Consider the following 20,083-nt stretch of genomic DNA (forward strand, 5'->3'; position numbering starts at 1 on the left):
TTGCTATATTTGCAACGATATTGGTAGACGCACAATGAGCGTTTAATATGAATGGGACTGTGCATTAACTCCCCGAGGAGTCATTATGGTAAGTCTCTTAAAAGATGATAATTACTATGCAGAATATATTTCATGGATTAGGTATAGCATTGATAACTCCTTTTAAGGAAGATTTTAGTATTGATTATGAGGCACTTGTGAATTTGGTAAATTACCATTTGGACAATGGTGCAGACTTCTTCTGCATTCTTGCTACTACGGGTGAAGCTCCTTGCCTGTCACGTGAAGAAAAGAACGAATTGACAGCTGTCGTCAAAAGAGTTGTGAATGGGCGTGTACCTATCCTGAAATATTGTGGTGGAAATAATACGGCTGCTGTTGTAGAAGAAATCAAAACGACTGATTGGAGTGGTATTGATGGTATTCTTAGCATCTGTCCTTATTATAATAAGCCAAGCCAAGAGGGACTTTATCAGCATTTTAAGGCTATTGCGAAAGCAAGTCCACTTCCTATTGTTTTGTATAATGTGCCTGGACGAGTGGGCGTAAATATGACCGCAGAGACAACTGTTCGCATCGCTTCAGAGTTCACTAATGTTGTTGCCATTAAAGAAGCTTCTGGTAATTTAGAGCAGGTTGATGAAATAATAAAGAATAAACCAAAGCACTTTGAGGTTATCAGTGGTGATGATGCTTTGACTTTCCCAATGATAGCGAGCGGTGCGGTGGGAGTTATCTCTGTTATTGGTAACGCCCTTCCTAAGGAGTTCTCACGTATGATTCGTTTGGAATTCAAGGGTGAGTATGAACCAGCACGCAAGATACATCATCAGTTTACCGAACTTTATAAGCTTCTCTTCGTTGATGGTAATCCCGCAGGTTGTAAGGCACTTTTGAATGATATGGGTATGATAGAGAATGTTTTGCGCCTTCCTTTGGTTCCAACACGTATTGAGACAAAACAAAAGATGAATGAAATTTTGAAAGGAATGAGAATCTAAAAGTAATAAGTTTGATATTTTATAATGTAAGAGAAGGGTAGGGGACTACCCTTTTATATTTGCATAAAGTAAAAGAGCATGATAGGAAAACCACCATGCTCTATTTTATTTCATGTATGAAATTTCTGTTTATGCTTGATTTTGGTTCATGCCTCACGGCAATCCCCAATCATCTTGCATCAATGTTATCCTTAATCAATTCTTTTTAATAACCTTAACTAAACCTATTTTGTATTACTTGAACAATCTCTTTTGTTCTACCTTAAACTAAATAACTAAAAACCTAAATCTATTACTACTAACCTAAACAATCTATTATTTGTCTTTTGACGATGCAAAGGTAAGCATTGTTTGCGCACACACCAAACATTTTAGAACTATTTTTTCTTAGATTTTGGGTTTCTTGATTTGTATCAATTACAAATAGCGTAAATTATTGAAAGGCGAACAGAAGTAATAATAAGGTTTAATGTATTCTCTCTTTGCATAGATATCTTTTATTTCCTATGATAAAAGTATTTATCTTAGTAGATTTTTATTTCAGTAATAACCATTGAACCAACGGCTGCATTAAGTTTTTTGACCAAGTCAGATTGCATCATACAAAGATTGGCACGTAAGGCTGGGTTTATTATCTTGACAAATAAAGTTTGATTTTTAATAAACTTCTCTTGCGTATAACGAGTCACAGTTTCACCTGTTACAATATCCCACGCAGCAATAATACGCTTTTGCAATAGGGGTGACTCAAGTCCTTCCTGGCGTAGAAACTGGTTGAGGAGGTCGTCTAATGGTTGTACTTTTCGTCTGAACATAGCTTAGCCTTCCCTTTCATTTATTTCTCCACCTTCTACAGAGAATAGTTTATAGTCGAAGCCGCTGCCTTGTAATATTTTATCTAAGTGGTCGCGGTTTGTATCTGTGATGAAGATTTGTCCGAAGTCATCACCCGAAACTAAGCGTACAATCTGTTCTACACGACTGCTATCAAGTTTGTCAAATATATCGTCAAGCAATAGTAGCGGTGTGTTATTCCCTGCTGTACGTCTTAGAAAGTCAAACTGTGCAAGCTTCAAAGCCAACACGTATGTTTTGTTTTGTCCTTGGCTTCCTTCTTTTTTCATAGGATATCCACCAAGTTTCATCACCAAGTCGTCCTTATGTGTGCCATGAAGCGAATAACCCATGATACGATCTTTTGCTCTATCACGCTGAATAACGTCTAATAAGTTGCCACGCTGACAATGAGAAACATATTCAAGTGAAACCTCTTCTCGTTCATTACAAATGGTCTGATAGATATGTTGAAAAACAGGGGTGAGCTCCTCAACAAAGGCTGCACGCTTCTTATAGACAGCCTCGCCATGCTCTGCCATTTGCATCTCGAGTAGCTCTAATAGTGTTGCGTCCGGTTCTTCCTCTTGTTTCAGCAGACTATTACGCTGCTGCAAAGCCTTATTGTATCGGCTGAGCGATTCTATATAAGGTGTGTCATATTGTGATATAACAACATCCATCAGCTTTCTTCTCTCCTCACTTCCTCCTTCAATGAGTGTTGCGTCAGCTGGAGAAACAAATATCAAAGGCACTAATCCGATGTGTTGTGACAGTCGTTTGTATTCTTTCTTGTTACGCTTAAAATGCTTCTTTGTGCCCCGCTTCATACCGCAGTAGACCTGTTCATATTCCCCGACATCCGTAGTGTAATCTCCTTCCAGTACGAAATAATCAGCATCATGGCGCATCACTTCTGAATCCTTTGGATTAAAAGCACTCTTACAGAAAGAAAGATAATAAACAGCATCAAGCAGATTGGTCTTTCCTTCACCATTATGTCCAATAAAACAGTTAAGTTTAGCCGACAAATCTAACGTTGCCGCCTGAATATTCTTATAGTTGATAATGGATAGTTTCTCTAATTGCATGTTTTAATTTATTGCTTTGAATGTTAAGGAAATGGATATGAATTAACACTTCTTGTATATGTTTGAACTATAAATTCATTACTTATCCTTTGTTCAGAGAATAAAATGTTGAGTTAATCTGATTAACCATTAAACTCTCTCTTATTCCTTCTCATTCTCTGCAAAGTTAACTCATTTCCATTCAATAAAAGAAAAAAGTCGTTGATAAATTTCAATATATGCGACTTTTTGATTAATTTTGTCCCGCTATAATGCACCCCTTACAGTTTAGAATTAAATAAAAACATCATAACATAAAAATGGTAAACAACAAAGAACAGGGTACATACGAAGATACCCTTAACAAATCAGAAGTTGCATTCTTGAAGTACAAGAAGCCTTTTCTTATCGCCATCATTGCTATCGTAGTAGCTATAGCTGGTTTCTTCCTTTACAAAAACTACATTTCTGCTCCACGTGAGGCAGAGGCAAGCACAGAGTTGGCTAAGAGTCAGACTCTCTTTAACAACCAGCAGTATGATCAGGCACTCGCTGGCTTCCAGAAAGTACAGAGTGATTACAGTAGCACAGATGCAGGCAACCTTGCAAACCTTTATGTTGCTCTTTGCTATGCTCATCAGGCTAAACCAAACTGGGCAAAGGCTTTAGAGAATGCTGAGAAGTTCAGTACATCTGATGATCAGATGATTAGTCCAGCATCTCAGATGGCACTCGGTGACATCTATGCTAATAACAACCAGAATGATAAGGCTGTTGATTGCTTCAAGAAGGCTGCTAAGATGGCTAACGCTGAGGCTGCTGATAATGCCAATCTTAGCATTGCTCCTTTGGCATTGCGTAAGGCTGGTATCCTCCTTGAGAGCGAAGGTAAGAAGGCTGAAGCACTTGAGATTTACAAGGATATTAAGAAGACATACGTCAACTCTCCTATCTATCAGGACATTGACAAGTACATTGAGCGTGCTTCTAACTAAGCAACCATGGCAACAGAACTTCATCATTTATCCAACTACGATGCACAGAGCGTACCTGACGCAAGTAATATGTGTTTTGGTATTGTTGTGGCTGAGTGGAATTCGGAGATTACTGGTGCCTTGCTTGATGGTGCAGTAAAGACACTTGAGAAGCATGGTGCTATTCCAGAGAATATTCATATTAAGACTGTTCCTGGTAGCTTTGAACTCATTTATGGTGCACAGATGATGACCAAGAACGATGGTTTTGATGCTGTTATTATTCTTGGAAGTGTTATTCGGGGTGAAACTCCTCATTTCGACTATATCTGTGAGGGTGTTACATACGGTATTGCTCACCTTAATGCATCACAAAATATCCCTGTTATCTATGGTCTTCTCACAACTGACAATCTCCAGCAGGCTAAGGATAGAAGCGGGGGCAGACTTGGAAACAAGGGTGATGAGTGTGCGATAGATGCTATTAAGATGGCTAAGTTCTAAAGCAATAACCTAAAAAGAAAATATTAAAGGCAGTAGCAACGGTTTTCCCGTCAGCTACTGCCTTTACTTATTTGTCTATTCTCAGTCTGGTTAGGTCAAAGCAGAGTAGTTTGTCTTCGTCTTTTCGTTTGAATTTATTTTACATATAGTCTTCGTTTTTTGACTAAAATAATGCGAAGAAACGCTCTTTTCGTCGCTTTCGTAACTCGCTTATAATAAAGGTGTTACGTGGTGCTGTTTTAAGAGGTGCTTACTTGGACTTCAAAAGGGCGTTAGTAAGACCTCAAAAGGGCATCTATTGAACCCCAATTGAGCCTTAATTCAAGTCCTGTTAAGCATCACTAAGAATATAAGATGCTGAATTTTTATTACAAAAAGCCGTGTGATATGTTTTGAAGGTACGTGTATTAATGTATATCATTATAGTTTCATCCAAACAATGCTCTAAGAGCTTCCTCAACCTTTCTTACAGGGTGAAGTTGTATGCTATACTTCCCTGTAAGTCCTGAAAGATTATATTTAGGGATAATAATATGGCTAAACCCTAACTTCTCTGCTTCTGCAATACGTTGTTCGATACGGCTGATGGGGCGTACCTCACCACTTAGTCCAACTTCACCACACATACACCAACCTTGTTCTATTGGTGTGTCAACATTTGATGAGAGAACAGCTGCAATGACACTGAGGTCCATTGCCATATCTGTCACGCGCAATCCACCTGCGATATTTAGGAAGACATCCTTCTGCATCAGTTTAAACCCGACACGCTTTTCCAATACAGCGAGAAGCATGTTCAGACGACGTTGGTCAAAGCCTGTGGCAGAACGCTGTGGAGTTCCGTAGGCTGCAGATGATACAAGAGCTTGTGTCTCAACAAGGAAGGGGCGTGCCCCTTCAATAGTACTTGAGATGGCAACACCCGATAATCCCTCATGGTCTTCTGTAAGCAGGAGTTCGGAAGGGTTGCTTACCTCTCGAAGTCCGTGCTGTTCCATTTCATAAATACCCAGTTCTGAGGTTGATCCAAAACGGTTCTTAATGCTTCTGAGGATGCGATACATATAATGTTGGTCGCCTTCAAACTGAATCACAGTGTCAACAATATGTTCTAATATCTTTGGTCCGGCAATGCTTCCCTCTTTATTGATATGTCCAATGAGGATAACTGGGACTCCACTTGTCTTAGCAAAGCGTAAAAGAGCTGATGCACATTCACGTACTTGGGTGATACTGCCAGGACTACTATCAACGTCTTCGGTTGAGATAGTCTGGATAGAGTCAATGATGACAAGTTCTGGCTGTACGTCACGAATGTGCTCAAAGATGTGCTCTAAGGATGTTTCCGACAAGATTATGATGTTTTCAGAAATATCTTTAGAAATTCTCTCAGCACGCATCTTTATCTGATGTGGACTTTCCTCACCGCTGACATAGAGTACACGCTGCGTTAAGTGTAGAATCGTTTGGAGCGTTAGTGTACTCTTTCCGATACCAGGTTCGCCACCAAGCAGAACGATACTACCTGGTACCAAACCACCACCTAACACACGATTTAATTCTCCATCGTGCATATTAATACGTGGGTCATCGTGAGATGAAATGTCACGCAAGCGTTGTGGCTTATTTGCTAAAGCTGAAACAGAACCGCCTGAAGCCGCATTGCGTAATGTTGTTGCGGCATTGCGTGCAGCCTGTGAACCCGTATCAGCGGCGATACGGAACTCCTTAAAAGTGTTCCACTGCCCACAGTTGGGACACTTGCCAATCCATTTTGGACTTTCCTGTCCACAATTACTGCAGACGAAAGCTATCTTGTCCTTTGCCATAAGTATGACAAAAGTAATAAGTTTTTTCTTAGTTACAAAATTTATTCTTAATTTTGCAACTATATGAAACGTATTAATTACCTGCTCATACTGGCTGTGCTAATGCTTGTCAGCTGTGGTAAGAGTGATAAAGAACTACAAGCTGAACGGCAAGCTCAGAAATTAGCTGAGCGTGAAGCTTACCAGAAAGCTTATAAGATAGCAGTGATGCCAACGATAGATTGCCTTCCTGCATATCTTCTGAAGGATAGCTTGTTATATGATAGTGCTAAGGTAGACATTAGACTTTGTAGGTTTAATGCGCAGATGGATTGTGATACGGCAATGATTGGGGGAAGTGTACAAGCTGCCTTTAGCGACCTTGTTCGTACAGAACGATTGAAGCATAGAAATAAGGTGTTAATGCACTATTTGACAGATACGAATCTTAATTGGCAACTTGTTGCTGACAAAGGCTCAAAGCTAAAGAAGCTTTCTGACCTTAGTGACAAGATTATTGCTATGACTCGTTACTCTGGGACAGACCTCCTGACTGATATGGTGGTGAAGAAGGCTAAACCTAAGTATCAAGTCTTCCGTGTACAAATCAATGATGTATTGGTAAGACTTGCTATGTTGCAAAATCACGAGATTGATGCTTATTGGTTTGCTGAGCCACAAGTTACAAAAGCTTTGTCGGCTGATAATAATTCTCTGTTTAACTCAAAGGATGCTGGTGTGCATCTTGGAGTGGTAGCTATAATGGATAAAGTGCGTCGTCAAGATGAGGAAGCGGTCTTTGCTGATGCCTATAATAAAGCTGTTGAGCTAATCAATAAGAATGGTGTGAAGTATTATTCTGCCTTGATTCAGAGGTATATGAAGGTAGATGAAGCGGTTGTACGTGCATTACCTGATATAAAATATACAAAGATTGGTCCACCTCGTAAGGCTGACTTGATAATGGCACGTAACTATCTTAGTAACGGTAAGATTAGTAAGTAAGGAATGAATAGTAATTAATTAAAGGAGTAGGGCAGTGAATGTAGAGGAGATTCTTAGTAAGACTATAGGTTTTTTGATGGACAAGAGGTTGAGTAATGCTATTGAGATATTAGAACAACTTTATGTTCAGCGTCCGTCACTTATGGGGCACGGTGAGTTTGAGGCTATCAAAACTGATTATCAGTTGATGGTAGACTTTATGGGTCGAGGCTTTTCTGATAGTCATCGTGAATCACTCTATAGTTCGTTGTTACAGCGACTTTACAGGATTACTGCCGACCTTGAGATAAGTTGGCGATGCCGGAATGTAAGTGCATATGTTAACTCTTTTAGAGTCATTGACCATCTCAATACGAGTCATGATTTCATTCGTACGGTATTAGAAGCTTTTGTTTCAGACATTGCCATGCTCTCACTTCAACCAGAAGAGACGAGAGAACAGAAGACAGCTGAACTTTATGAACGTCATCATTCGTTTATGAATCGTCTTTTTAATGCCTTATGGACGTCTTGTCAATGGACAGATGACGATTGCACGTTCTATACAGAATTACTCCTTTCCCCGACTGTTGTGTCAACTGATCAACAAGTGATTGTTAGCGCAATTAGCCTTGGTGCTATGAATCAGTTTGATATCAATAAGTTGAAGACACTTGTCAACGTATATCAAAAAGCTACCGATGAACATGTGAGACAGCGTGCATTGGTCGGTTGGGTGTTATCTGTCTTCGAGGGGATGGATATCTTCCCAGAACAAGATGCAATTGTGCGTAAACTTTGTGAGATTTCTGCTATAACAAAAGAGTTGTTAACGTTGCAAATACAGTTCTTCTATAGTAAGGATGCAGAGAAGGATAATGACAAAATACAGCGTGACATTATGCCAGATATTATGCGCAATTCTAATCTTACAATTGGTCGACTTGGTATCATGGAAAAGGAAGAAGATACGATAGAAAGTATTCTTCATCAAGATGCTGATGAGAAACGCATGGAGCAGTTGGAAGAAAAAGTTCGCAAGATGATGGATATGCAGAAACAAGGGTCTGATATCTATTTCGGTGGTTTTAGCCAGATGAAACGATTTCCTTTCTTCAGCGATATGGTGAATTGGTTTACTCCATTCTACTTGAATCATCCTGCTTTACGCTCTGTGATAAATAAGTTAGGTGATACAAAGTTCCTCAATACACTCATGGAAAGAAGTAATTTCTGTGAGTCGGATAGATATTCTTTTGCGTTTGCTTTAGAGCAAGTCATCAGTCAATTGTCTTCTGATATTAAGGAAGTGATGGGCTCTGATGTTGCGTTAGGTCCTTTGGCAGAGAGTGATGATAGGGAAGATGCAATCAGTATTCGACGTACCTACTTACAAGACCTCTATCGTTTCTTCCGTCTTTATCCTACAGCAAAGGATTTTATCAATCCATTTGAGGATAATGGTAAGAGCGACTTTGTTGCAGATACTTTCTTCTTTACTTATAAATCCTTTATGGGAACAGGACTTGATGATGTTAAACTGCGTTTGGCTTTACATTTGTATAAGCATAAGCAAATGATGGAACTTGCAGAGCTGTTGACCACCTTTCAGAGTGATGATCCACGATATGCCATTTTAATGGGTTATACGAATATTGATATGGGTAAGGCTGAATTTGCTTATCAGTTCTTTGACTATGCTTTGAAAGCTGAGCCTGATAATCAATGGGCGTTGAAAGGTAAAGCAAGAGCTGCTCTTGATAATGAGGATTATATCACTGCTGAAGAGGTTTATTCTAAGTTGTTGAAGTTGAAACCTAATCATAAGACTTACACTATGAATCGTTGTGTCGCTCTTTTGAAGTTAGGCAGGACCAGCGAGGTGCGTGAAGAACTGTTCCGTCTTGACTATCAATATCCTGATGATATGAATGTGAAGCGTATTCTTGCATGGGCTATGTTATCAGATAATAGTCTTGATAAGGCTTCACAGCTGTATGACACTCTCCTAACATCAAATCCAGCACATGAAGATTACTTGAATGCAGGCTATTGTCAGTGGGCTATGGGTAATATTCAAAAGGCTGTTGCATTGTTCCGTGAGTGGTTGGCTAAGAGTGGGAAAAGTGCAGAACAGTTATTGAACGAGTTCCGAAGTGATGAAGAAACACTGTCAATGTATAATATTTCAGAAACTGATTGCTTCTTGATGTTAAGTTTAGTCGGTTAATGATTACTGCTATTAAATTTTCAAATAACTTAATTATTAGACTGTTGTGGTAAGGTAAAGCTACAATACAATTTGTTATTTTTTATAAGTTAAGATAATGATGAACGAACAGATACATGAGAAATTGAAAGAGATTAAACAGTCTTTTCGGCTGTTGATGAATGGTGTTGCATCACACTCTATGCGCGAGAAGGGACTTTCATATAAAATAAATTGGGGTGTGCCAATCCCTGACTTGCAGAAGATGGCGGTAGAATATGGTAAGGATTATGACCTTGCCATAGAACTTTGGAAAGAGGATATTCGTGAATGTCAAGTGCTTGCAACATTAATTATGCCATCAGAAAGGATGGATGAAGACCTCGTTGAAGTGTGGATGGAACGCCTTCGTACACAGGAGATGGCAGAGCTGTTGGCTTTTAATTTGCTTCAATATCTCGATTTTGCACCAGCTTTGGCGTATAAATGGATAGCTTCAAACCGTGATATATATCAGCTTTGTGGCTATCAACTACTTGCTCGTTTGTTTGCTCGTGGTATGGAACCTAATGAGCGTGGAATTAATGAATTCCTTGATCAGGCACATACAACATTAGAAGGTGAGAGTCTTCCTTTAAAACATGCAGCCTATAACTGTGTGCTGAGTTTCTGCGAGTTAGGTGAAGATTTTGATATAATTGCACAAAAAGCCCTTGCTGACCTTAATATTTTCTAAGATTAAAACAATTATAGATTAATCAAGGAAATTCTAAGCTTTATTGTAACGTTTTCTTTGATAACAATGAGGATTTATAGACTCTGTAGGGAATTTTCCCCATCTTTTTCCTACTGAGGGTCATATTTTTTTGCGGTTATTAAATATTTGATGTAAACAAAAAAAGAGCGACCTCTTGCGAGAACCGCCCTGATGAAAGGAGGAGTGGTACCACCAGGAATCGAACCGGGGACACAAGGATTTTCAGTCCTTTGCTCTACCAACTGAGCTATGGCACCATCATTATCTTGCAATTAATTTATAAGCGTTTATGTTGCTTTCTCAATTGCGATGCAAAGGTAGTACTTTTATTTTATTCCTCCAAACTTTTCTAAAGAAAATAGACATGTTTACATCCTTTAACAAGTTTCCTATTCCTTGTTTATAGGCCAACCTTGCGCCTTTAATTCAAACTCGTTGCCATCGCGAGCAATTAGGAATGTACCCAGGCTTTCTTTTGTAATATAACCTATCTGTCTAATATTCTCCATCTTATCAATCTTCTCATGGTCACCAATAGGAACTGTAAAAAGAAGTTCATAGTCTTCACCTCCATTTAAAGCAGCTGTTGTAAGGTTCATATTGAACTCTTCACATGTTGCTGCTGTTTGATAATCGATAGGAATATTCTTTTCATAAACTCTACAACCGCAGTGACTTTGTTCACAAATATGCTTCAATGCGGTTGCTAAACCATCAGAAATATCAATCATAGAAGTAGGGTGTATTCCTGCAGCACGAAGCTGGTTTAGGACGTTACCACGTGCTTCAGGTTTCAACTGACGATCAATAAGGTATTCTTTCCCAGCAAAATCAGGTTGGAAATCTTCAATAGCTGCACGTTCCTGACGCAATGCCTCAAGTCGTTTTTCATCTTTATTGTTTTGTGCTTCCTTAACCTTATTATTATACTCCTGCACCTGCTGGTAGTAGACAGTCTTTTCACGTTCGAGGATTTGTAGTCCCATATATGCTGAACCAAGATCACCAGTTACACAGATGAGGTCTGTTTCATTTGCTCCGTTACGATAGACAATATTATCCTTTGCAGCATCACCAATACAGGTGAGATTAATAGCAAACCCTGTATATGAAGAAGTTGTGTCGCCTCCCACAATATCTACGTTCCATTTTGCACAAGCTTTATTTAGTCCTGCATAGAATTGATCAAGATCTTCTACTTTAAAACGCTTGCCAAGTCCCAATGAGACGATGAGTTGACGTGGCTGACCGTTCATTGCAAAGATATTACTCATTGTTACCATTGCCACCTTATAGGCAAGATGTTCCATGTCAATATAGGTTAAGTCGAACTGTACACCCTCCATAAACATCTGTGAAGAAACGAGTGTCTCTTTGTTTGAATAACGTAAAACAGCAGCGTCATCACCTATTCCTTTGATAGTTGACCTGTTGGAGTATTGAATATCTTTTGTGAGCCGGTTGATAAGACCGAATTCTCCAAGTTCTTTTATTTCCATTTACTTTAATAAAATCTTCGTAATATAACATCTAAGACGTTCTCTATCTATGATTTATAAGATAAAGAACGCCTTAGTATAGTAATGTAAGTAATGTGAGTTATGAACGTTTAATCATTTCACGCATAATCTCTGTCATACGTGGCTGTGCGGTATTTGCAGCCTCTTGAACCTCTTCATGGCTAACCTTTACAGGAACATCAAAACCACCAAGGTCCGTAATAACACTAATACCAAATACCTTAATGCCGCTATGGCGTGCAACGATAACCTCTGGAACTGTACTCATACCAACAGCATCGCCTCCCATCTTGTGGTACATACGATATTCTGTGGGGGTCTCAAAGGTTGGTCCTTGTACACCTATGTAAACTCCGTGTTGAACTTTGATATTCTTCTCTTTCGCTATAAAGTCAGCTAACTCTATTAATTTGTGGTCGTATGCTTCATGCATATCTGGGAAGCGAGGACCTGTAGGGAAGTTGCGGCCACGCAGCGGATGTTCTGGGAACATATTGATATGGTCGGTAATAATCATAAGATCACCAATATTGAATGATGGATTCATACCGCCAGAAGCATTTGAAACAAATAGAGTTTCAATTCCTAATTCGTGCATGACACGGATTGGGAAGGTTACATCCTTCATGTCATACCCCTCATAAAAGTGGAAACGACCTTTCATTGCTAAGATATCTTTTCCTCCAAGTTTTCCGAAGATAAGATTTCCTGCGTGTCCTTCTACTGTAGATATTGGGAAGTTAGGTATATCTTGATAAGAAAAGGTATAACTATCAGTTATCTCTGAAGCTAATTGTCCGAGGCCTGTGCCCAGAATGATGGCTGTTTTTGGACTTGTGGTCATCCTCTCTTTTAGCCAAGATGCTGTTTCTTGAATTTTTTCGTACATAAGATATTATTTTTTGGTTAAATGCTTCTTCCTTATCAAGCATGAAGCTTACTTTGATGGGAAGTGCATAAATGTTTTCTTTTACTTCATCTGATAATCTTTCAACATCAATAAGGCGTGCCTTATCTTTCTCTGTTGTTACAATCAATTTTGGTTCAGGCATTTTGGCAAAGGTCTCGTTTATACGATGAATATCCTTTGTCGTAAAGGCATGATGGTCGGGGAATGAGAGTGTTGTTAGTGCATTGTTACCCGTGAAAGAATTTAAATCCGCCTCCAATTGCTTTGGTGACATAATGCCTGAAAGCAATAAGATGTTTTTTCCTCTTATCTCGGAGAGTGGTATATTTCTTCCTTTGTTAAAGATAGGCTCTAAGTCGCAATAGTCTAAAGTTGTAAAGTAAAGTTGTTGGAAAGGGTAGAGTTCCATGGCTTTACTTAGTACACGATAGTCTATTGGGTTAAGACTCTTAGGACATTTTGTGATAATAACAATATCTGCACGATTTTTTCCTGAGAGTGGTTCACGCAGTCTACCTGCAGGAAGGAGTTTATCGTAGATGATGAGTCGGTGATAATCAACTAAAAGAATGTTGATACCTGGATGTACATATCGATGTTGAAATGCATCATCTAAGAGGATTACATCTGTATCTTTCGTTTCTTCATCAGATGTCAGTCGGTCTATTCCTTCACAACGATTTTTATCTACAGCAACGCAAATGTTTGGAAACTTTGTCTTCATTTGATATGGCTCATCTCCAATTTCACGCATAGATGTGTTTTCATTCGCCAAAACATATCCTCTACTCTTACGCTTATAACCACGTGAGAGGACAGCCACTTTCATCTTATCCTTCAGCAGTCGGATAAGATATTCTACATGGGGAGTCTTCCCTGAACCACCTACAGTAATGTTACCAACAGAAATAACAGGAATGTCAAACTGTCTGGATTTTAGAATATTCAACTCAAATAGCTCATTACGCAATCTAACTCCCAACCCATAGAGCCAACTGAATGGCAATAGCCATTTGTTTATTTTAATGTGGTCTCCTTCCATAAGCAATTAATGGATGTTAGGATAAAATGGCAAACGTGCCTGAATAGCACTCTGCTGATTGATAGTCTTCAAGAGTGTGAAAGGCTCGTAATAGTCACCTAAGTTTACACGTAGTTGCTGGTTTAGATAGTTATTAGGCTTTGTCTGTTCCAACACTTGCTCCATGAAGTTAGGCTCTTTGGGATAAACACATGTTCTGTGATTAGGCAGTTTGGCAAGCTGTGCAGCTTTTGCAATAGCAACATTCAATCCACCAAGTTGGTCAACGAGTCCTATCTCTTGTGCATCTTGTCCTGTAAAGACATGTCCTTGTGCAATCTTCTCAACCTGTTCTTCAGACATCTTGCGTCCTTCAGACACACGATGACGGAAGAGTTTATAGCCACGGTTTACATACTGGCTAAGATATGACATTTCCTCTTCAGTGAATGGACGAACGCGCGTACCAAAGTCTGCATACTTGTTGGTCTTCACTTCATCAAACTTCAGACCCAATTTCTCTCTTAACAGAACACTAACATCAGGAAACATACCAAAAATACCAATAGAACCAGTAATTGTTGTAGGTTCTGCAACTATCCAATTTGCAGGGGCTGAGATATAATAACCACCTGAAGCAGCCATTCCACCCATACTAACAACAACTGGTTTCAACTTCTTTAGTTCCATAATTTGATGCCAAATCTGTTCTGAAGCATAGGCTGAACCACCTCCAGAGTTAATACGTACGACAACTGCTTTGACATCTTCGTTTTTAGCTAAATCTTCCAAGTCCTTACAAACCACTTGTGCATCAATCTGATGATCTTGTGAGAAAAGACCTCCAACAACGCCGTCAACGATATCGCCATAAGCATAATATACTGCAACTTGGTTCTCCTTATCGCCTTGGCTTTTGTCTTCTGTATTCACCATGTCAGCAATTGCAACTTGATTAATGTCTTTGCTGGCATCAATTCCTAACTGTTTTTTGACAATACCTTTTATTTGGTCAGTATAAATTAAACCATCAACGAGCTTCCGTTTTACGTATTCTTGTGGGTCAGCAAAGGTTATCATACTGTCAGCGTATGCGTTCAATTGTTCTACTGATAACCCTCTACTTGCACCAACTTCCTTTGTAATATTCCCCCAAATACTATTTAGATAGGCTGAAGTCTGCTCACGATTAGCATCGCTCATCTTGTCGCCAGTGAACATCTCGGTAGCACTTTTATAAGTCCCCACCTTTACAACCTGCATCTTTACACCGAACTTTGCCAAGAGATCCTTGATGAACACAGGTTCAGATACCAATCCATGCCAATCAATCTGTCCTTGTGGATTCAAGTAGACCTTGTCTGCAACAGAAGACAGATAGTATGTTCCCTGAGTATAGGTGTCTGCGTAAGCAATAATCCACTTTCTACTTTTCTTAAAATCAAGTAGTGCATTACGTAAAGCTTGCATTGAAGCGTATGAATCAGATGCGAATGCACCTGCTTCTATATATACACCTTTTATTTTATCATTATCTTTAGCTTTTCTGATACCTTCAAGCATGTCATCAAGTCCCAAACTATTTATTTGCGAACCTTGAAGCTGACTAAGGAAATTATTCTCACTTCGTTCTGCCATTTGTCCAGAAAGATTCAGTACCAGTACTGAGTTTTCTTCAGGTTCTTTGGTTGTATTTTGTGATGCTATCATGCCCACAATAGAGAAAAGTGCAAAGAGTCCTGTGACAATGCTAAATAACACCATTCCTAAGAAAGAAGCAAAAACGAATTTGAAAAATTGTTTCATAAAAAGGTATCTAATTACAGTTTATCTTGCAAAGATATATATAATAGATGTAAAATCCAAATTATTCATGAATTCTTAATAACTTTGCAGCCTATATGAAGCATATTATTTTAGCAATTGATAGTTTTAAAGGCTGTTTATCTTCTATTGAAGCTGAGGAAGCAGCCGAGCAAGGTCTCCGTGAACGCTGGCAAGATGTAGAGATTGTAAAAGTTCCCGTTACGGATGGGGGTGATGGGATGTTGAATGTATTTTTACAGTTATTAGACTGTAAAAAGGTCACTGTTGATAGCCATGATGCCCTCATGCGTCCTATTAAAGCAGATTATGCCATATGTGCAGATAATACTGTAATCATTGAAACGGCTTTGTCTTGTGGCATTAATCTACTTAAACAGCAGGAATTGAATCCCTTACGTGCAAATACTCATGGGGTAGGTGAACTTCTTGCAGACGCACTTCAAAGAGGTTATAGAAAGTTTATTATCGGACTCGGTGGGTCAGCAACAAGCGATTGTGGACTTGGAATGTTGGTTGCTCTCAAAGACATATTGGGTAAGAACTGGCGTGATAAATTCTTACAAGATTTAGATATAACTTTAGCTTCAGATGTGACCAATCCTCTCTATGGCGAATGTGGAGCAGCTATGGTGTTTGGTCCACAAAAAGGAGCGACATCTGAAATGATTGCTTGCTTAGACCGTCGTGCTCGTACTTTTGCATGTATGGCTGCAAGAAAGTTGGGTTTTGATCGTTCCAAAGACAATGGGGCAGGAGCTGCAGGTGGATTGGGTTATGCCTTTATGCAGTTTATGAATGCCAAGGTTGTCTCGGGTGCAGATGTTCTTTTAGAAACTGTCAATTTCAACTCACTTATTGAAGATGCAGATTTGATTATAACAGGGGAGGGGAGTGCTGACCGTCAGACTTTAATGGGAAAGATACCAGCTAAAGTCTTAGAATGTGGTCTTCACAAGAATATTCCTGTTGTTCTTATAGCAGGTAAGGTGGCAGATACAACCGATTTGCTTAAAGCTGGTTTTTCTCAAATTCAATGTATTACGCCACAGGGTATGTTACTCATTGATGCAATGAAACCTGCTGTGGCAAAAGAGAACATTCGTAAAGTGGTAAGCAATTTGAAAGGCTTTTAATTTGCAGTTTTTTTAATGCTACTTCCTTTCTCTTCTGCTTGTTAAAAGGTAGTTCCATAGCCTTTCTTGAGCTTTTTGTTTTCTTCACGAGTGTTGCGCTGGTGAGGAACCTTTCACAAAAGTGGAATTGCAATATATTTCACTCTCTCGGTATAAAAATTAATACTTACAAAAGTAATTTTAAGAACATGGCTTAAAAATGTTTTATAAATTTGTTGTTCTCACTTGAAATAGGTATCTTTGCATATTAAGGTTATTTTAATCATAATAAACTGAAAACGATAAACGTGAAGCATAATTATATCATCATATTGTTACTTCTTATTCCTTCATATCTTTTTGCACAAAAGATAGAGATAGGCTCTTGTACTACTAAGGATGGAGGAATTTATCATGGGCAGATGTTCCGCGGTAAACCTAATGGTAAGGGAAAAGCTACTTATAAGAAAGGCAATGTCTATGAAGGTGAATTCTTTATGGGTCTACGTCATGGAGATGGAACCTATAAGTTTGTTGATGGTGAGAAATATGTAGGTCAATGGTTCCAAAACCAGCAACACGGACAAGGTGTTTACTATTTTGCAAATGGTAATCGTTATGACGGTTTATGGTATAAGGATTATCAGCAGGGACAAGGTACTATGTATTATTACAATGGTGATAAGTACATTGGTAACTGGGATCATGATAAGCGTAGTGGAGAGGGGAAGTATATCTTTGCAAATGGCGCTTTTTATGAAGGTTCGTGGAAGAATGATATGAAGAATGGGTATGGAATTTTCAAATGGCCCGACCATTCTTCTTTTACAGGGAATTGGGTGAATAACCTCAAAGAAGGAAAAGGAATTTATATTTATGCCGATGGTGATGAGTATAATGGAGAATGGAAGAACGACCTTCAGAATGGTAAGGGCATCTACAAATTCAAAGATGGCGAAAGCTATGAAGGTGAATATTTAGATGGTGAACGTACTGGACAAGGAATCTTCCGTTATAAAAATGGAAATCAATATTCTGGTCGCTTCTTAAAAGGACTTAAGTCTGGTTATGGCACCATGTCATGGAATAATGGCGATATCTATGTAGGATATTGGGAGAAAGACATGCAAAACGGACAAGGAAAACTTACTAAGAAGAATAAAGACGTCTATGAAGGTCAGTTCAGAAATGGTTTATTAGAAGGGCTTATCATCATTCACTATGCTGATGGTAGTAAGTTCCGTGGCAGCTACCACAATGGTAAACGAAATGGGGCTGCCGTTGAAGAGTCTGCTGAAGGTGTACGTTTTGAAGGTAACTATCGTGATGACCGACGTGATGGAAAGTTCATTGAACGTGATAAGAACGGCAAGGTAACAGCAAGTGGTTACTATGAAATGGGCAAACGCTATACTAATTAGCCTTTACAAAATATAACAATAACATAAAGCTTTTTTCTACCATGGTAACAAAGAAGACCACAACAAAGAAGGCTCCTGTCAAGAAGACTTCTGTCAGAACAACAAAAAGTAAAGAGTTATCTCATATAGGACTCGTAAAGAATGATGCCTATCTGGCTCCTTATGAGGATGCTATTCGTGGACGTCACGAGCATGCTCTTTGGAAGATGAATCAGTTGACGCAAAACGGTAAAATGACACTATCGGATTTTGCTAATGGATATAACTACTACGGTTTGCATCAGACGGCTGACGGATGGGTGTTCCGTGAATGGGCTCCTAATGCAACAGATATTTTTCTCGTTGGTGATTTCAATGGTTGGAGTGAGCAGGAAGCATATCAATGTCATAAGATAAAGGGGACAGGTAACTGGGAACTAACACTTCCACATGATGCTTTACAGCATGGGCAGTACTATAAGATGCGTGTTCACTGGGAAGGAGGAGAAGGTGAACGTATCCCTGCTTGGGCACAACGTGTTGTTCAAGACGAGTCAAGTAAAATCTTCTCTGCGCAGGTATGGGCACCTGCAAAACCATACGTATGGAAGAAAAAGACATTCAAACCACAGACTTCTCCCCTCTTGATTTATGAGTGCCACATTGGTATGGCGCAAGATGAAGAAAAGGTTGGCTCTTATAATGAGTTCCGTGAGAAGGTCTTACCACGTGTTGTTAAGGACGGATACAATGCCATTCAGATTATGGCTATCCAAGAGCATCCGTACTATGGTAGCTTTGGTTATCATGTTAGTTCTTTCTTTGCAGCCAGTTCACGTTTCGGAACTCCTGAAGAATTGAAGGCACTTATTGATGAAGCGCATAAGAATGGTATTGCTGTTATCATGGACATCGTTCATTCGCATGCTGTAAAGAATGAGGTGGAAGGCTTGGGTAACTTAGCTGGTGACCCTAATCAATACTTCTATCAAGGTGATCGCCATGAGCATCCAGCATGGGATTCTCTGTGCTTTGACTATGGTAAAGATGAGGTGCTTCACTTCCTTTTGTCCAACTGTAAGTATTGGTTAAACGAATATCACTTTGATGGTTTCCGCTTTGATGGTGTTACATCAATGCTTTATTATAGTCATGGATTAGGCGAAGCATTCTGCAATTATGCTGATTACTTCAATGGTCATCAGGATGATAACGCTATCTGTTATCTGACACTTGCCAACTGTCTTATTCATGAGGTAAACAAGAACGCAGTCACTATCGCTGAGGAAGTGTCGGGTATGCCAGGCTTAGCTGCTAAGTTTAAAGATGGTGGATACGGCTTTGATTACCGTATGGCAATGAATATTCCAGATTACTGGATTAAGACAATTAAGGAGTTACCAGATGAAGCATGGAAACCATCTTCTATCTTCTGGGAAATAAAGAACCGTCGCTCCGACGAGAAGACAATCTCTTATTGTGAGTCGCATGACCAAGCATTGGTGGGGGATAAGACCATTATTTTCCGTTTAGTAGATGCTGATATGTACTGGCATTTCCGTAAGGGTGATGAAACAGAGATGGTTCATCGTGGTATTGCACTGCACAAGATGATTCGTCTGGCTACGATTGCAGCTATCAATGGTGGTTATTTGAACTTTATGGGTAATGAGTTCGGACATCCAGAATGGATTGACTTCCCGCGTGAGGGTAACGGTTGGAGTTATAAGTATGCACGTCGACAATGGAACTTGGTTGATAATGAAGAGTTGTGCTATCATCTACTTGGCGATTTCGACCGTAAGATGTTGGAGGTAGTTAAAAGTGAGAAGAAGTTTAATGAGACTCCTGTCCAAGAGATATGGCACAATGATGGCGATCAGATATTGGCATTCAGTAGGGGAGATTTAATCTTTGTTTTCAACTTCTCTCCAATACGCTCTTACTCAGATTATGGCTTCTTGGTGCCTGAAGGTTCGTATAATGTAGTATTAAACACTGATGCCAAAGAGTTTGGTGGTTATGGCTTTGCTGACGATACGGTAGAGCATCTCACAAATGCCGACCCACTGTATGCGGAAGATCATAAAGGTTGGCTCAAACTCTATATACCAGCTCGCAGTGCTGTGGTATTGAGAAAGAAGTAAATTCA

16 protein-coding genes and 1 tRNA gene are annotated in these 20,083 nt (G+C 39.3%); 9 read left to right on the forward strand and 8 right to left on the reverse strand.

What is annotated here, in order from left to right:
• Window positions 1-116 precede the first annotated feature (116 nt).
• Window positions 117-1,001, forward strand: coding sequence for a 4-hydroxy-tetrahydrodipicolinate synthase (gene dapA, locus J5A56_RS04875; RefSeq protein WP_036920446.1), 885 nt, complete (start codon window positions 117-119; stop codon window positions 999-1,001).
• Window positions 1,002-1,525: 524 nt separating this feature from the next.
• Here dapA and J5A56_RS04880 read toward each other — a convergent pair.
• Together J5A56_RS04880 and recF are read right to left on the reverse strand one after the other, a co-directional pair.
• Window positions 1,526-1,816, reverse strand: coding sequence for a DciA family protein (locus J5A56_RS04880; protein WP_021673120.1), 291 nt, complete (start codon window positions 1,814-1,816; stop codon window positions 1,526-1,528).
• A 3-nt stretch (window positions 1,817-1,819) separates the two neighbouring features.
• On the reverse strand, window positions 1,820-2,926 hold the full coding sequence (gene recF / locus J5A56_RS04885; protein ID WP_021673119.1) for a DNA replication/repair protein RecF: 1,107 nt from the start codon (window positions 2,924-2,926) through the stop codon (window positions 1,820-1,822).
• A 299-nt stretch (window positions 2,927-3,225) separates the two neighbouring features.
• Between recF and J5A56_RS04890 the strand changes: the two genes are divergently transcribed.
• Window positions 3,226-3,900, forward strand: coding sequence for a tetratricopeptide repeat protein (locus tag J5A56_RS04890; RefSeq protein WP_021673118.1), 675 nt, complete (start codon window positions 3,226-3,228; stop codon window positions 3,898-3,900).
• A gap of 6 nt (window positions 3,901-3,906) precedes the next feature.
• Window positions 3,907-4,383 carry a 6,7-dimethyl-8-ribityllumazine synthase gene (gene ribH, locus J5A56_RS04895; protein WP_021673117.1) on the forward strand — a complete coding sequence of 159 codons (477 nt, stop codon included), beginning with the start codon at window positions 3,907-3,909 and terminating at the stop codon, window positions 4,381-4,383.
• A gap of 428 nt (window positions 4,384-4,811) precedes the next feature.
• On the opposite strand, the gene radA is transcribed toward ribH, so the two are convergent.
• Entirely contained in the window at window positions 4,812-6,212 is a 1,401-nt protein-coding gene (gene radA, locus J5A56_RS04900; protein WP_021673116.1) for a DNA repair protein RadA, read from the reverse strand.
• Between the two features lie 63 nt (window positions 6,213-6,275).
• Here radA and J5A56_RS04905 point away from each other — a divergent pair, with 63 nt between their 5' ends.
• The 3 genes from J5A56_RS04905 (at window position 6,276) to J5A56_RS04915 (ending at window position 10,120) form a co-directional block, all read left to right on the forward strand.
• Window positions 6,276-7,196 (forward strand): ABC transporter substrate-binding protein, encoded by a 921-nt coding sequence (locus J5A56_RS04905; RefSeq protein ID WP_021673115.1) that lies wholly within the window; start codon window positions 6,276-6,278, stop codon window positions 7,194-7,196.
• 34 nt (window positions 7,197-7,230) lie between these two features.
• A complete protein-coding gene (locus J5A56_RS04910) occupies window positions 7,231-9,405 on the forward strand; it encodes a tetratricopeptide repeat protein (RefSeq protein ID WP_021673114.1) in 2,175 nt (724 codons plus the stop codon).
• A 100-nt stretch (window positions 9,406-9,505) separates the two neighbouring features.
• A complete protein-coding gene (locus J5A56_RS04915; protein ID WP_036920491.1) occupies window positions 9,506-10,120 on the forward strand; it encodes a DNA alkylation repair protein in 615 nt (204 codons plus the stop codon).
• A gap of 205 nt (window positions 10,121-10,325) precedes the next feature.
• On the opposite strand, the gene J5A56_RS04920 is transcribed toward J5A56_RS04915, so the two are convergent.
• The 5 genes from J5A56_RS04920 to sppA all read right to left on the reverse strand — a co-directional run bounded on the left by J5A56_RS04920 (window position 10,326) and on the right by sppA (window position 15,398).
• Window positions 10,326-10,398, reverse strand: a tRNA-Phe gene (locus tag J5A56_RS04920).
• Window positions 10,399-10,530: 132 nt separating this feature from the next.
• Entirely contained in the window at window positions 10,531-11,640 is a 1,110-nt protein-coding gene (locus J5A56_RS04925; protein ID WP_021673112.1) for a thiamine-phosphate kinase, read from the reverse strand.
• Between the two features lie 100 nt (window positions 11,641-11,740).
• On the reverse strand, window positions 11,741-12,505 hold the full coding sequence (locus J5A56_RS04930; RefSeq protein WP_021673111.1) for a purine-nucleoside phosphorylase: 765 nt from the start codon (window positions 12,503-12,505) through the stop codon (window positions 11,741-11,743).
• Window positions 12,435-13,613 carry a tetraacyldisaccharide 4'-kinase gene (lpxK, locus tag J5A56_RS04935; protein ID WP_021673110.1) on the reverse strand — a complete coding sequence of 393 codons (1,179 nt, stop codon included), beginning with the start codon at window positions 13,611-13,613 and terminating at the stop codon, window positions 12,435-12,437. Before lpxK ends, J5A56_RS04930 begins: the two co-directional genes overlap by 71 nt.
• A 6-nt stretch (window positions 13,614-13,619) precedes the next feature.
• Window positions 13,620-15,398, reverse strand: coding sequence for a signal peptide peptidase SppA (gene sppA / locus J5A56_RS04940; RefSeq protein ID WP_021673109.1), 1,779 nt, complete (start codon window positions 15,396-15,398; stop codon window positions 13,620-13,622).
• Window positions 15,399-15,493: 95 nt separating this feature from the next.
• Here sppA and J5A56_RS04945 point away from each other — a divergent pair, with 95 nt between their 5' ends.
• The 3 genes from J5A56_RS04945 to J5A56_RS04955 all read left to right on the forward strand — a co-directional run bounded on the left by J5A56_RS04945 (window position 15,494) and on the right by J5A56_RS04955 (window position 20,078).
• Window positions 15,494-16,552, forward strand: coding sequence for a glycerate kinase family protein (locus J5A56_RS04945; RefSeq protein WP_021673108.1), 1,059 nt, complete (start codon window positions 15,494-15,496; stop codon window positions 16,550-16,552).
• A gap of 287 nt (window positions 16,553-16,839) precedes the next feature.
• Window positions 16,840-17,952 (forward strand): MORN repeat-containing protein, encoded by a 1,113-nt coding sequence (locus J5A56_RS04950; protein WP_021673107.1) that lies wholly within the window; start codon window positions 16,840-16,842, stop codon window positions 17,950-17,952.
• Window positions 17,953-17,993: 41 nt separating this feature from the next.
• Window positions 17,994-20,078 carry an alpha amylase C-terminal domain-containing protein gene (locus tag J5A56_RS04955; RefSeq protein WP_021673106.1) on the forward strand — a complete coding sequence of 695 codons (2,085 nt, stop codon included), beginning with the start codon at window positions 17,994-17,996 and terminating at the stop codon, window positions 20,076-20,078.
• The last annotated feature ends 5 nt before the right edge of the window (window positions 20,079-20,083 follow it).

Origin of the sequence: Prevotella melaninogenica, from assembly GCF_018128065.1 — a bacterium.
Lineage (GTDB): Bacteria > Bacteroidota > Bacteroidia > Bacteroidales > Bacteroidaceae > Prevotella.